This is a genomic window from Bradyrhizobium sp. Kon56 (genome assembly GCF_055807635.1).
On record NZ_JBVVOU010000047.1, the window covers coordinates 16,135 to 28,177 of the forward strand.

Below are 12,043 nucleotides of genomic sequence, written 5' to 3' on the forward strand. Positions count from 1 at the left end.
TTGCCTCGCGCGGCGGCGCGGGCATCGCAGCGGTGACGGGAGTTGCGTTGGAGGGTGTGATGAAGAGGCTCGTTGTGGGCGCAGCCGCATTGGCTGCAGTCGGCTGGACGGCTTCGGCAGAGGCCGCCGATCTCAATTACGGGCAGCGAGCGCCCTACACGGTCAATCAGCCGCTCAACGCCTATAGCTGGGCCGGTCCGTATCTCGGTGGCAATCTCGGCTACGAATGGGGTTCGGTGAGCAACAATCCCGCAAAACCGTCGGGCTTCGTCGGCGGCGTTCAGGCCGGCTACAATTTCCAGAACGGCCCATGGGTGTTCGGCGTCGAGGGCGACATCCAGGCCGCCGGTGCCGACGACACCTTCGCGCCGTGGAAGTTCTCCAATCCGTGGTTCGGCACCCTGCGCGGCCGCGCCGGCTACGCCTTCAGCAACGTGCTGTTCTACGGCACGGCGGGCCTCGCCTTCGGCGAGCTGCGCGCGCAGACGTTCGGCTGGACCGAGTCGCATACCAGCGCCGGCTGGACCATCGGTGCCGGCGCGGAAGTTATGTTCGCGCCGAACTGGAGCGCCAAGCTCGAATATCTCTATATCGATCTGTCGACGAGTCAGTTCGCGATTACGGGCGTGTCAAACGGCTATAGCGCCAGCGTTGTGCGCGCAGGCGTGAACTATCACTTCTGATAGCTAAAGAAGAAAATACCGGACCAACCTCCCGGCCGCTTGCGGCCGGGATTTTTTTGACGCTTGGCTCGCTAGGGAAGGATGACCAAATCGACCGCCTTCGGCCCCTTGCCCTTCTTGTCCGGTTCGACTTCGAAAGTAATACGCTGTCCTTCGGCAAGGTCCTTCAGTCCGGCCCGCTCCACAGCAGTAATATGTACGAAGACATCGCGGCCCCCGTCGTCCGGTTTGATGAATCCGTAGCCGCGCTCACCGTTGAAAAACTTGACCGTTCCCGTCATGGCCATCGGGAAACTCCCCCTCATTGCTCCTCCGTCGTGACGCAGACGCGCGTCACGACATGACCGGCCTTACGAAGCCCGGGAGCTGGCCATCCTTCGGCAGACCATTCGGTCCGACTGGATCTTTCTTAGGCCTTCACTCCGCCGCAACCATTCGCGGAAGCGGAACGTAAAGCCAGTCACCGCAACAGCATAATACGGTTCTCTGCAGATTGACTACCGCTCCTGCATATTTTTCCCAAGAATGCCGGAGTGTTACGGTCTCGGCACCTCTAATCGGAATCTGGCAGCGCCACCCTGGCCGAGCGGCATTTCCAGCTCCGGCAGGATCGTCTTGAGTTCGCCGTGCAGCGTGTAAGGTGGATTGACGATCAAGAGCCCGCTGGAGGTGAGGGCTGCGCCGTCGGCTTGCGGCGCCACGCTGAATTCGAGGCGCAGGCATTTTCCCGGCGGCTTTGCTGCGGCTGCGAGCCGCGCCACTGATTGCACCAGCGTGTCGGTGGCGCGTCGGCTCTTGGCGGGATACCAGATTACATAGATACCGGTCGGCCATTTCGCGAAAGCCGCCGAGAAGGCCTCTGCGAGCTTTTCGAACTCGTCCTTTGCCTCGAAGGGCGGGTCGATCAGAACGAGCCCACGCCGTTCCTTCGGCGGCACGAAAGCCGGCAGCGCCATCCAGCCGTCGAGGTCGACCACGCGGGCCTGTTCGTCGCGGCGCAGTACGCCGATCAGCGCCTTGCGCGCCTTCGGCTCGAGCTCGCAGAGCAAGAGGCGGTCCTGCGGCCTCAGCAGGCCGCGTGCGATCAGCGGCGAGCCCGGATAGGCCTTGAGCTCGCCCTTCGGATTGAAGGCGCGGACGATGTCGAGATAGGGCTTGGTCAGCGCCATGGCGTCGTTCGACAACCGCGCCTGCATCAGCCGCGCAATGCCCGTCAGCCACTCGCCGCCCCGGCGCGCTTCGTCGCTTTCGAGATCGTAGAGGCCAGCGCCGGCATGGGTGTCGATGACGCGGAACGCACCCGGCTTGTCCTGGAGATAGGTGATGATGCGCGTCAGCACGATGTGCTTGATGACATCGGCGAAGTTGCCGGCATGGAAGGCGTGGCGGTAATTCATGCAAGAGCACTACGCCACGTGACGGCCCGAGCAAAGAGGCACGACGCCTGGGCTAGCCACCCCGGATCGGCGGCATCGTCACCTGGTCGCGGCGGCAGGCGCGGCGGTCGATCTCCTCGCAGGCGCGGAATTGCAGGTCCTTGCTGAGGCAGATGCGGACTTCCGATAGCCGCGTCCGGTTGCAGGTGATCGAGACGGCGGCATTGCTGAGGCCCGGATTGGCCTTGATGAAGGCTTCCTCCACCTCCGCCGGCGCCACGGTCTTGGCCTGCGATAGATCGAGATATTCGGCTGGAATCTTGATCGCGGCGCGCGCCTTGCGGATCGTCTCGAAATAGCTGCGGTCAGCGAGCCCCGAGCAGGTGCCGTGCTTGTCCCACTCATTGAAGATCAGCCCCGGCGCCGGCATCAGATCGAGCATGGAGGAGACGATGCTGCGGTTCAGCCGCGGCGAGGGCCGCTGGCAATATTCCGGAAATCCGCTCTCATATTGCGGCCACAAACCATGCACCACGAAAGCGTAGGGCCGTCCGCTGCACTGGGTCTGCGAGCGGCCGCCGCGCTCCGCCGCCTCCTCGCAGAAAGAGGGCGACCAAGACAGTGACAGCACATAAAAATCGAATTCGCCGGGCGTGTTCTGCCGCTTGTCCTGGGCCTTTGCGCCATCGGCCAGCGCAGCCAGCCCGGCCGCAAGCGTCAGCGAGATCATCAGGCGGGAGAACGAATGCAATCTGGAATGAAACATGGCGACGCCCCTCAACTAGACTGTGCAGGCAAGCCTAGCAGGCGATAAGAACATTTCAAGAACAAAATGCGGGCGACCGTCGTTCGGCCGCCTGATCGGTCCGGATCAGAACGTTTCAATTACTGTTTGGCGGCGCGGCAGGCCGGGTTGTAGGCCCAGTTGCGGTCGAGCCCGACCACGCACCATTCGACGCCTTGGCCGTAGCCGGCGAAGCCGCCATCCTCCACGATCGAGAAATGCACCTTGCGCATCTTGCCGTCCGTGAGCATGGCCTCGCCGGTGCAATAGCGGCGCGGGATGTTGTCGGATGCCCAAGGCCGGAACGCGGTCTCGTGAACTGCGGCGAAGCCGGTGATCTTCAACGAAGAATTCCAGAACGCGCTTTCTTTCTCCCAGAACTGGGTCGCGATCGTCGGCAGCGCCCTGTCGCACTCGGAGACGTTGCCGTCATAGCGCGGCCCGCTCAGCCAGAAATTCAGCTCCAGCGGATTGGCGGCCCTGGCCTCGCCGAGCGACAGCGCCCCGAACAGGAGGCCGAGCACGGCGGCAAAGCGGAGCGATTTCAGGAAGGTCGAGGCGCGCATGGATGATCCAGACAGCATGATCTGCAAGGGTCGGACGGTGCCGTGAAGGCCGGGGGAGGTCAAGTGCAGCGCGGCAACACTTGCCGACGAGTTGACCGCAATGCTGCGTTGGACCGGCCATCCGTTCTTTCCACCGCCGCGCCGACACCGTAAACTGCCGCCAACCAATCGGAGTGACGGGAATGCGAATCATTGCGGCCGCGGGCCTACTTGCCTTGGGTATGATGGCGAGCCAGTCGGCGCATGCCGATCTGCTTCCGGTGCCTCCGTTCAAGGGCAACGACACCGGCGGCATCATCGCCTATTCGATGGCAACCCAGGTCGATGCGCGGCAGGTCGCGGTCGATCACTGCGCGCGCTACGGCAAGGTCGCCAAATTCCTGGCGATGCAGGCTTATGAGGGCGGCTACATCTCGTTCTCCTGCCGCTGGGTGCCCTATGGCGCGGCCGACCAGCCGATCCGCACGCTCTACTGAGGCGCTTCTTTCAGAGCGCCGCAATCTCTCAGCCGGGAGCTTCCGACATGACGCGCAAACTCGCTTTGCTCGGCTCCGCCCTTTGCCTCGTCTTGTCGGCAGCAAGCGCCCACGCTGACGACCTGCCGGTACGTAAGGCGGGGCTGTGGGAATTGAAGATGGTCCGGACCGGCACGCCGGTGCCCGAGATGACCATGCAGCACTGCACCGACGAGACCGTCGACAAGGAAATGAACAACAACGTCTCGCCGATGGCCAAGCAGATCTGCGCCAAGCAGGACATCAAGAAGACCGCGACCGGCTATGTCAGCGATTCCGAGTGCAATGTCGCCGGCATCAGCACGACTTCGCATGCTGAGATCACCGGCGATTTCAATTCGGCCTATACGGTGAAGACGTCGTCGCACGCGCAAGGCGGCGCCGCCGGCGCGGCAGGCCGCGACACGACCGTGCAGCTCGAAGCGAAATGGCTGGGAGCCTGCAAGCCGGACCAGAAGCCCGGCGACATCGTGATGCCCGGCGGCTTCAAGATGAACGTGCGTGACATGGACAAGCTGAAGGCGCTGCTGCCGAAGTAGGGCTCTTCCCCTCTCCCCTTGTGGGAGAGGGTGGCTCGCCGCGCAGCGGCGAGACGGGTGAGGGGTTTGTCTCCGCGTGTGACTCTTTTCGCTTTGAATTCGCGGAGAGAGACCCCTCATCCGGCGCTTCGCGCCACCTTCTCCCACAGGGGGAGAAGGGAAGAGGCAGCTACACCGGTATCCGCACGCTCGCCCTTAATCCGCCCATCGGACTGTCGCCAAGCGTGATGTCGCCGCCGTGCGAGCGGGCGATGTCGCGGGCGATCGCGAGGCCAAGACCTGTGCCGCCTTCGTCCTGGTTGCGGGCGTTGTCGAGCCGCAGGAACGGCTTGAACACCTCTTCGCGCAGATGGGCGGGAATGCCCGGCCCGTCATCGTCCACCGTCACGGTCAAATAACGGTGATCGCGCTGGCCGGTGATGGCGATGCTCTTGCCGTAGCGGGCGGCGTTGGTGACGAGGTTGGCGAGGCAGCGCTTGAATGAGGCCGGCTTCACCGTGACCACGGGCAGCCCGTTGAACGCAACGGTCGCCGTGTGGCCGTGGCGCTCGGCGTCGCTGCGCAGCTCCTCGAGCGCCTGGGCCATGTCGGTCGGCTGCGACTGCTCGCCGGAATCGCCGCGGGCAAACGCGAGGTAGTCCTCGAGCATCATCGACATCTCGTCGACGTCCTTGCGCATGCCCTCCATTTCGGGGCTGTCGCCGATCAACGCCAGCTCGAGCTTGAACCGCGTCAGGATCGTGCGCAGATCATGGCTGACGCCGGCTAGCATCGCGGTGCGTTGCTCCATCGTTCGCTCGATGCGCGACTTCATTTCGAGGAAGGCGACCGACGCGCGCCGCACCTCGCGCGCGCCACGCGGGCGGAAATTCGGCGCCTCGCGGCCCTTGCCAAAACTTTCGGCGGCGTCGGCAAGTCGCAGGATCGGCTTGATCTGGTTGCGCAGGAATAGCACCGCGACGATCAGCAGGATCGAGGACGTGCCGACCATCCAGAACAGGAAGATCTCCGAGTTCGAGGCATAGGCGGCGCTGCGCTGCGCGAACACGCGCATCACGGCGTCGTCGAGCTGGATCCGGATCTCGACGAGGTTGGAGCGGCCCACCGTGTCGATCCAGAAGGAGCGCCCGATCTGACGGCCGAGCTGCACCGACAGCGTCTGGTCGAGCAGCGAGAAGAACGGCTTTGGTCCCGGCGGCGGCATGTCGCCGGCCGGGAGGAAATCGACGACGAGGCCCAGGCGCTGCTGCGCGATGCGGCGGATCTGGTCGCGATCCTTGTCTTGCGGGTAGCCCTTGTAGACGTCGATCAGCGCGGCGATGTCCTGCACCACCGCGGCCGACAGGCGGCGTGTCACCGTGTTCCAGTGCCGCTCCATGAACACGAAGGCGACCACCGATTGCAGGATCACCATCGGCACGATCATGATCAGCAGCGCACGCGCATAAAGGCCGGTCGGCATCCAGCCCTTGAACGCATTGCCCATCCAGCCATTGGCGGCGGAGACGCGGCCGGCGGCGCTCTTCAAAAGCGTCAGGCCGGTATCGATCGTGCTCATCGGTGGCGGTTCACTCTTTATGGCGAGGCTACCAGCCGGTAGCCGATGCCGCGCACGGCCTGGAGGAACAGCGGATTGGCGGGATCGGTCTCGATCTTGCGCCGCAGGCGGTTGATCTGCACGTCGACGGCGCGCTCGTTGACGCTGCCATTGCCGGTCAGCGCGCTGCGCGGCACGGTCTCGCCCGGTGTCTCCGACAAAATCCGCAGCATCTCGCGCTCGCGGTCGGTGAGGTGAATGACGTCTTCGCCCTGGCGCAATTCGCCGCGGTCGAGGTGATAGATGTACGGGCCAAACGCGATCTTCTCGACCGCAGTGGCCTGTGGCGGCGGCGCGGCGCGCTTGAGGATGTTGTTGATGCGCAGCGCAAGCTCGCGCGGCTCGAACGGCTTTGCGACGTAATCGTCGGCACCGATCTGCAGGCCCTCGATGCGCGCTTCGGCTTCATGCCGCGCCGTCAGCATCACGATCGGCACCGAGGACGAGGTCCGGATGAAACGGGCGAGATCGAAGCCGGTCTCGCCGGGCATCATGACATCCAGGATCAAGAGGTCGAAGTGCAGGCCCAAAAGCTTGGAACGGGCATCGCTAGCGCTCGCGGCGGTCGAGACGCGATAGCCTTCGCCGGCAAGGAAGCGCGAGAGCAGATCGCGGATGCGGCGGTCGTCATCGACCAGCAGGAGATGCGGGGCATCGTCTGCGGGACGTGCCGGCGGGCGTGCGAGCGTGGCAGCGAGCGGCACGGTCACTCCTTGTCCTGATTGACGGTGGCAAAGATCGTCTCGAGCACCTTGTCCGGATCGTCGCGGTCGATCATCGCGCGCAGGAAGCGCTTGACGGTCTCGGCATCCTGCGGCGCCATCTCGGCAAGCGCCTTGGTGATGCGCGTGGTCTGGAGGCCGGCGAGCTTCTGCACCAGCGCCTCGCCCTTCGGTGTCGCAAACAGCAGGCGTTGGCGGCGATCATTGTCGCCGGTCTTCTGCACGATATAGCCCTCGTCCAGGAGCTGCTTGAGCACCCGGCCGAGCGATTGCTTGGTGATGCGCAGGACGTCGAGGAGGTCGGCGACCTTGAGGCCGGGATAACGATAGACAAAGTGCATGACGCGGTGATGGGCCCGGCCGAAGCCGAACGCCTCCAGCTCCTGGTCGGGATCGCCGACAAAATCGCGATAGGCGAAGAACAGCAGTTCGATGATATCCCAGCGCAAATTGCCTCCGTCGTCTGCGGCCGGCCGCGGCCCGGCTGCGTCTTGAGAAGGAGTCGCGAAATTTATGTCAGGCATATTGACGTATCTTGGTCTCAATGTTACAAAACGATCAGCCCGCACGAAATTTTAGATCGTTTCGCGTCGGGTGGGCATCGAAGCAAGGCGGCCGCAGTGGGCCGGACAGGCGGAGACGGCCGGAGCAGATCTACCGTGCGATTGTCGAACGGCATTTCGGCAAAACATACTGGACTTCCGTCTTCCGCAAAAGCATGTCCTCGGTGACATGCTGGCCACGGAAACCGGCCGTAACAAGGCTGGCGGCGGTCCGGCCAGAAACCAATCGAGCCAGCCGGGCCCAAATCGGGGCAGGCGGGTGCCACAACGGCGCCGCTACCGGCAGCGGGAGGCAAGGACATGAGCATGAAATTCGACATCCAGCCCGCATCCAATCCGACCTCCGAGAAGGATCGGGTCGCCAAGCTGGTCGACCCCGGTTTCGGGCGGGTCTTCACCGACCACATGGCAGTGGTCCGCTACAACCAGGCCAAGGGCGGCTGGTACGAGGCGCGTGTCGAGGCCCGCGCCAATTTCCAGCTCGATCCGGCCGGCGCCGTCCTGCACTACGCCCAGGAAATTTTTGAAGGCCTCAAGGCCTACAAGCGCGACGACGGCGGCGTGAACCTGTTTCGCCCCGATGCCAATGCCCGGCGCTTCAAGGACTCGGCGGACCGCATGGCGATGGCGCAGCTCCCTGAAGACGTCTTCATCGAGGCGGTCGAGCAAATCGTGCGCATCGATCGCGCCTGGATGCCGGGCGGCGAGGGTAGCCTTTACCTGCGCCCCTTCATGATCGCGAGCGAGACCTTCCTCGGCGTCAAGCCGTCGTCCGAATACATTTTCGCGGTGATCGCCTCGCCGGTCGGCTCCTACTTCAAGGGCGGCCCCGCGCCGGTCTCGATCTGGGTGTCGGAGAATTACACGCGCGCTGCCGTCGGCGGCACCGGCGCCGTCAAATGCGGCGGCAACTATGCCGCAAGCCTGCGTGCGCAGGCCGAGGCGATCCAGCACGGCTGCGACCAGGTCGTCTTTCTCGATGCAATCGAGCGCCGCTACATCGAAGAGCTCGGCGGCATGAATGTGTTCTTCGTGTTCGACGACGGGTCGCTCTCGACGCCGCCGCTGGGCACCATCCTGCCCGGCATCACCCGCGACTCCATCATTGCGCTGGCCAAAGACGCCGGCAAGACCGTGCGTGAGGAGCCGTACTCGCTCGACCAGTGGCGCAAGGATGCGGCCAGCGGCAAGCTGAAGGAAGCGTTTGCCTGCGGCACCGCCGCCGTGATCTCGCCGATCGGCACGGTGCGCTCGGTGAGCGGCGATTTCGAGATCAGCGGCGGTGCCGCGGGCCCCGTCGCCATGGGCCTGCGCAAGCAGCTCGTCGACATCCAGTACGGCCGCACCAACGATCCGCACAACTGGATCCGGAAGGTGGATTGAGGCCCTTCTTCCTTCTCCCCTTGTGGGAGAAGGTGGCGCGAAGCGCCGGATGAGGGGTTCTATCCGCGAGTTCAAGGGTCAGTTGGACTCGCGGATAGAACCCCTCACCCGTCTCGCCGCTACGCGGCGAGCCACCCTCTCCCACAAGGGGAGAGGGGAAAAGGGCATCGCTGGTTGGCTTTTCTCGCCATGAACGCGACACCATGATCGTGCGACAAAGTCCAAGACCTCGCATACCCAGACATCGAGTCATCCGGACATCGCGATCATGACATCCACTCTTCCCCAGTCCCTGAAATGGGTCGTTCTTGCCGCGGTCACCGGCATCACCGTATTCGGCATTCTGACCATCGGCCCCAAGCCGGACGTCTCCGCTGAGGGCCGTTCGCCCGTCGTCGACGTGCGCACCACCGATCCGGAGATGAACACCGCGATCGCGCGCGCCCGCGGCACGCTGCCGACCTTTTGGGCCTCCTACGAGGCGCCGAAGCCGTCGGAGACAGGGCATGCCCTGAAGGTGCACTTTTCGACCCGCAAAGGCGGTGAGCACATCTGGATGGCCGAGGTGAAGAAGCTACCCAATGGGGCCTATTCCGGCCTCTTCGCCAACGAGCCACGCGATCTGGCCGGCAAGCGGGCAGGCGATAAGGTCGAATTCACTGAAGCCGACATCTCGGACTGGATGTTCATGCGCAACGGCAAGATCGTCGGCGGCGAAACCATCAAGCCAACGCTGAAGTCGCTGCCGAAAGCGGATGCCGACGCGCTCCGGGCGCGGATGGAGCAGCCGTAAGCGATTACCCGGCAGTTGCCGCATCACGCGTCGGCTGGTAAATGCCGCGCATGGCCGAAAAACCCAAAAAATCCCAGAAGCTGAAGGCGCGGCTGCCGCGCGGGCTCGAGGATCGCGATCCCGCCGCGATCCGGGCGACGCGCGAGATGGTGGAGAAGATCCGCGCCGTCTACGAGCTCTACGGCTTCGAGCCCGTGGAAACGCCGGCGATGGAATACACCGATGCGCTCGGCAAGTTCCTGCCCGACCAGGATCGTCCGAACGAGGGCGTGTTCTCGTTCCAGGACGACGACGAGCAGTGGATCAGCTTACGCTACGATCTGACCGCGCCGCTCGCGCGCTATGTCGGCGAGCGCTACGGGACCGACGGTCTTGTGTTGCCCTATCGCAGCTATCGCGTGGGCTACGTCTTCCGCAACGAGAAGCCTGGCCCCGGCCGATTCCGCCAGTTCATGCAGTTCGATGCGGACACGGTCGGCTCGGCGACGCCGGCGGCGGATGCAGAGATCTGCATGATGGCGGCCGACACGATGGAAGCGCTGGGCATTGCGCGCGGCTCGTATGTCGTGAAGGTGAACAACCGCAAGGTGCTCGACGGCGTTCTGGAAGCCATCGGGCTCGGCGGCGAAGAGAACGCAGCACGCAGACTGACGGTGCTGCGCGCGATCGACAAGCTCGACAAATTTCCCGCCGAGGAAGTTCGCAAACTGCTCGGTCCCGGTAGATGGGATGGCGGCGAAGAAGGCAAGGGCGACTTCACGAAGGGCGCCAATTTGAGCGCGTCGGAGGCTGACGTCGTTCTCGCCATCACCAAACCGCGCGACGATTGGAAAGAGGCGATCGCCGCGGCGGAGGTCTATCTCGCCAAGAGCGAAGTCGGTCAGGCCGGCGTGAGCGAGCTGGAAGAGATCGCGAAACTGGTGACGGCGTCGGGGTACGGCGCGGACCGCATCAAGATCGATCCCTCCGTGGTGCGCGGTCTCGAATATTACACGGGCCCCGTCTACGAGGTCGAACTGCTGCTCGAGACCAAGGATGACAAGGGCCGCCCGGTCCGCTTCGGCTCGGTCGGCGGTGGTGGCCGCTATGATGGTCTCGTCTCGCGCTTTCGCGGCGAGCCGGTGCCGGCGACCGGATTCTCGATCGGCGTGTCGCGGCTTCAGGCCGCGCTGACTCTGCTTGGCAAGCTCGACACGCGGCCCGAGTTCGGCCCCGTCGTCGTCACCGTGTTCGACCGCGACCGCGTCGCCGACTATCAGAAGATGGTCGCATCGTTGCGAACCGCCGGCATTCGCGCCGAGCTCTATCTCGGCAATCCCAAGAACATGGGCAACCAGCTCAAATATGCCGATCGCCGCAATGCGCCCTGCGTCATCATCCAGGGCTCGGATGAAAAAGCGCGTGGCGAGGTGCAGATCAAGGATCTGATCGAGGGCGCGAAGGCGGCGGCCGCGATCGCTTCCAACCAGGAATGGCGCGAGAGCCGCCCGGCGCAGTTCTCGTGCAGCGAGGCCGACCTCGTCGCCAAAGTGCGCGAGGTGTTGGCGCGCCATGACGTGAGCTGGGGCTAGCCATTCGCTGACGTCGCCATGCCCGGGCTTGTCCCGGACATCTACCTCCTGTTTGATGGCGCCCGTCAATGGCCGGTGTCCGGCCCCAAGGGAGAGAAAAATGCCTGAGATCACTGTCAGCATGGCCGAAGGCCGCACCGACGAACAAAAGGCCGGCATGATGCGCGACATCACCCAGGCACTGGTGAAGAATCTCGGCGTCGATGCCGACGCCGTCGTCATCCAGATCAATGAAGCCCCGCTCCGCCACAAGATGAAGGGCGGCAAGACGTTCGTGGAGCGCGCGGCGGCTGCGAAGAAGTAGCCGGCGCTGGTTCGGCAACCACAAAGGTCGTCCTGGCGAAAGCCAAGGACCCATTACCCCAAGCGGCAGTTGTCGCAGCAGGTCGTGGTTTAGACCGCGCATGACAATGTTGGGTCGGGGTAATGGGTCCTGGATCGGCGCTGCGCTTGTCCAGGACGACGGGGGGAGGCCCCATGGACGCACGCGACTTCATCAAGGTCGGCATGAGCGCCGAGCGCACGCTGGTGGTGCCGGTGGAGCGGACGGTCGGGCATTTCGTGCCCGGCATGCCGATGGTCTATGCGACGCCGATGATGATCCTGGAAATGGAGATGACGTCGGGCGATGCGATTCGCAGCGTCCTTCAGCCGGGCTGGGTCACCGTCGGCACCGAGGTCGATATCCGCCATCTTGCAGCAGCCCTCGTCGGTGCGACGGTGCGGACCACTGCGAAGGTTTTCGCGGTCGAGCGCCGCGTCATCCGCTTCGAGGTCGAGGCCTTCGAAGGCCCGCGAAAACTCGGCGAAGGGCGCCACGCGCGCGGGCTCGTCAATGTCGAGATGTTCAACAAGCGGCTAGCCGCAGGCTCGAAATCGTAGCAACCATTAAAGGCTAGGCGGCTTTTTCGATCCAGGGCGTGCCCCGTTGCACGACAGTATTGGCGTAGA

At 64.1% G+C, this 12,043-nt stretch carries 15 protein-coding genes; 8 read left to right on the forward strand and 7 right to left on the reverse strand.

Features of this window, described 5'->3' with window-relative positions; genetic code table 11:
• Positions 1-59 precede the first annotated feature (59 nt).
• A complete protein-coding gene (locus tag AC0L3B_RS35635; protein ID WP_085383808.1) occupies positions 60-683 on the forward strand; it encodes an outer membrane protein in 624 nt (207 codons plus the stop codon).
• A gap of 71 nt (positions 684-754) precedes the next feature.
• On the opposite strand, the gene AC0L3B_RS35640 is transcribed toward AC0L3B_RS35635, so the two are convergent.
• The 4 genes from AC0L3B_RS35640 to AC0L3B_RS35655 form a co-directional block, all read right to left on the reverse strand.
• Positions 755-970, reverse strand: a complete 216-nt coding sequence (locus AC0L3B_RS35640) for a cold-shock protein (RefSeq protein ID WP_007614865.1) — start codon at positions 968-970, stop codon at positions 755-757.
• A gap of 249 nt (positions 971-1,219) precedes the next feature.
• The gene (locus AC0L3B_RS35645) at positions 1,220-2,080 is read right to left on the reverse strand and encodes a 23S rRNA (adenine(2030)-N(6))-methyltransferase RlmJ (protein WP_018453496.1); all 861 of its coding nucleotides are present in this window, start codon (positions 2,078-2,080) and stop codon (positions 1,220-1,222) included.
• A 52-nt stretch (positions 2,081-2,132) separates the two neighbouring features.
• Positions 2,133-2,825, reverse strand: a complete 693-nt coding sequence (locus AC0L3B_RS35650; RefSeq protein ID WP_026232541.1) for a ribonuclease T2 family protein — start codon at positions 2,823-2,825, stop codon at positions 2,133-2,135.
• Between the two features lie 119 nt (positions 2,826-2,944).
• Positions 2,945-3,409 carry a hypothetical protein gene (locus AC0L3B_RS35655; RefSeq protein WP_018453498.1) on the reverse strand — a complete coding sequence of 155 codons (465 nt, stop codon included), beginning with the start codon at positions 3,407-3,409 and terminating at the stop codon, positions 2,945-2,947.
• A 182-nt stretch (positions 3,410-3,591) separates the two neighbouring features.
• Here AC0L3B_RS35655 and AC0L3B_RS35660 point away from each other — a divergent pair, with 182 nt between their 5' ends.
• Both AC0L3B_RS35660 and AC0L3B_RS35665 read left to right on the forward strand, forming a co-directional pair.
• Positions 3,592-3,885: a hypothetical protein gene (locus AC0L3B_RS35660; protein WP_247777091.1), complete on the forward strand. Its 294-nt coding sequence runs from the start codon at positions 3,592-3,594 to the stop codon at positions 3,883-3,885.
• A 47-nt stretch (positions 3,886-3,932) separates the two neighbouring features.
• Positions 3,933-4,463 carry a DUF3617 domain-containing protein gene (locus tag AC0L3B_RS35665; protein ID WP_473382209.1) on the forward strand — a complete coding sequence of 177 codons (531 nt, stop codon included), beginning with the start codon at positions 3,933-3,935 and terminating at the stop codon, positions 4,461-4,463.
• Positions 4,464-4,632: 169 nt separating this feature from the next.
• On the opposite strand, the gene AC0L3B_RS35670 is transcribed toward AC0L3B_RS35665, so the two are convergent.
• From AC0L3B_RS35670 to AC0L3B_RS35680, 3 genes are read right to left on the reverse strand one after another with little or no spacing between them, the layout of a single operon-like run.
• Positions 4,633-6,021, reverse strand: coding sequence for an ATP-binding protein (locus AC0L3B_RS35670; RefSeq protein WP_018453501.1), 1,389 nt, complete (start codon positions 6,019-6,021; stop codon positions 4,633-4,635).
• Positions 6,022-6,038: 17 nt separating this feature from the next.
• Positions 6,039-6,770: a response regulator gene (locus tag AC0L3B_RS35675; protein ID WP_204512372.1), complete on the reverse strand. Its 732-nt coding sequence runs from the start codon at positions 6,768-6,770 to the stop codon at positions 6,039-6,041.
• On the reverse strand, positions 6,767-7,306 hold the full coding sequence (locus tag AC0L3B_RS35680; RefSeq protein ID WP_007596846.1) for a MarR family winged helix-turn-helix transcriptional regulator: 540 nt from the start codon (positions 7,304-7,306) through the stop codon (positions 6,767-6,769). Before AC0L3B_RS35680 ends, AC0L3B_RS35675 begins: the two co-directional genes overlap by 4 nt.
• Positions 7,307-7,645: 339 nt before the next feature.
• Between AC0L3B_RS35680 and AC0L3B_RS35685 the strand changes: the two genes are divergently transcribed.
• The 5 genes from AC0L3B_RS35685 (at position 7,646) to AC0L3B_RS35705 (ending at position 11,974) form a co-directional block, all read left to right on the forward strand.
• On the forward strand, positions 7,646-8,728 hold the full coding sequence (locus AC0L3B_RS35685; protein ID WP_026232543.1) for a branched-chain amino acid aminotransferase: 1,083 nt from the start codon (positions 7,646-7,648) through the stop codon (positions 8,726-8,728).
• Between the two features lie 268 nt (positions 8,729-8,996).
• Positions 8,997-9,521, forward strand: a complete 525-nt coding sequence (locus AC0L3B_RS35690) for a YegJ family protein (RefSeq protein ID WP_018453504.1) — start codon at positions 8,997-8,999, stop codon at positions 9,519-9,521.
• A 50-nt stretch (positions 9,522-9,571) separates the two neighbouring features.
• Positions 9,572-11,092 (forward strand): histidine--tRNA ligase, encoded by a 1,521-nt coding sequence (gene hisS, locus AC0L3B_RS35695; RefSeq protein WP_247522926.1) that lies wholly within the window; start codon positions 9,572-9,574, stop codon positions 11,090-11,092.
• Between the two features lie 55 nt (positions 11,093-11,147).
• A complete protein-coding gene (locus tag AC0L3B_RS35700; RefSeq protein ID WP_083926322.1) occupies positions 11,148-11,396 on the forward strand; it encodes a tautomerase family protein in 249 nt (82 codons plus the stop codon).
• Positions 11,397-11,569: 173 nt separating this feature from the next.
• Positions 11,570-11,974: a thioesterase family protein gene (locus tag AC0L3B_RS35705; RefSeq protein WP_473382210.1), complete on the forward strand. Its 405-nt coding sequence runs from the start codon at positions 11,570-11,572 to the stop codon at positions 11,972-11,974.
• The last annotated feature ends 69 nt before the right edge of the window (positions 11,975-12,043 follow it).

What these genes read in the sequence shown, in the direction of transcription:
- hisS (WP_247522926.1), top strand. Translation starts at nt 9,572, where the DNA reads ATGGCCGAAAAACCCAAAAAATCCCAGAAGCTGAAGGCGCGGCTGCCG.
- AC0L3B_RS35700 (WP_083926322.1), top strand. Translation starts at nt 11,148, where the DNA reads ATGGCGCCCGTCAATGGCCGGTGTCCGGCCCCAAGGGAGAGAAAAATG.
- AC0L3B_RS35665 (WP_473382209.1), top strand. Translation starts at nt 3,933, where the DNA reads ATGACGCGCAAACTCGCTTTGCTCGGCTCCGCCCTTTGCCTCGTCTTG.
- AC0L3B_RS35645 (WP_018453496.1), bottom strand. Translation starts at nt 2,080, where the DNA reads ATGAATTACCGCCACGCCTTCCATGCCGGCAACTTCGCCGATGTCATC.
- AC0L3B_RS35660 (WP_247777091.1), top strand. Translation starts at nt 3,592, where the DNA reads ATGCGAATCATTGCGGCCGCGGGCCTACTTGCCTTGGGTATGATGGCG.
- AC0L3B_RS35705 (WP_473382210.1), top strand. Translation starts at nt 11,570, where the DNA reads ATGGACGCACGCGACTTCATCAAGGTCGGCATGAGCGCCGAGCGCACG.
- AC0L3B_RS35635 (WP_085383808.1), top strand. Translation starts at nt 60, where the DNA reads ATGAAGAGGCTCGTTGTGGGCGCAGCCGCATTGGCTGCAGTCGGCTGG.
- AC0L3B_RS35680 (WP_007596846.1), bottom strand. Translation starts at nt 7,306, where the DNA reads ATGCCTGACATAAATTTCGCGACTCCTTCTCAAGACGCAGCCGGGCCG.
- AC0L3B_RS35690 (WP_018453504.1), top strand. Translation starts at nt 8,997, where the DNA reads ATGACATCCACTCTTCCCCAGTCCCTGAAATGGGTCGTTCTTGCCGCG.
- AC0L3B_RS35655 (WP_018453498.1), bottom strand. Translation starts at nt 3,409, where the DNA reads ATGCGCGCCTCGACCTTCCTGAAATCGCTCCGCTTTGCCGCCGTGCTC.
- AC0L3B_RS35685 (WP_026232543.1), top strand. Translation starts at nt 7,646, where the DNA reads ATGAGCATGAAATTCGACATCCAGCCCGCATCCAATCCGACCTCCGAG.
- AC0L3B_RS35670 (WP_018453501.1), bottom strand. Translation starts at nt 6,021, where the DNA reads ATGAGCACGATCGATACCGGCCTGACGCTTTTGAAGAGCGCCGCCGGC.
- AC0L3B_RS35640 (WP_007614865.1), bottom strand. Translation starts at nt 970, where the DNA reads ATGGCCATGACGGGAACGGTCAAGTTTTTCAACGGTGAGCGCGGCTAC.
- AC0L3B_RS35650 (WP_026232541.1), bottom strand. Translation starts at nt 2,825, where the DNA reads ATGTTTCATTCCAGATTGCATTCGTTCTCCCGCCTGATGATCTCGCTG.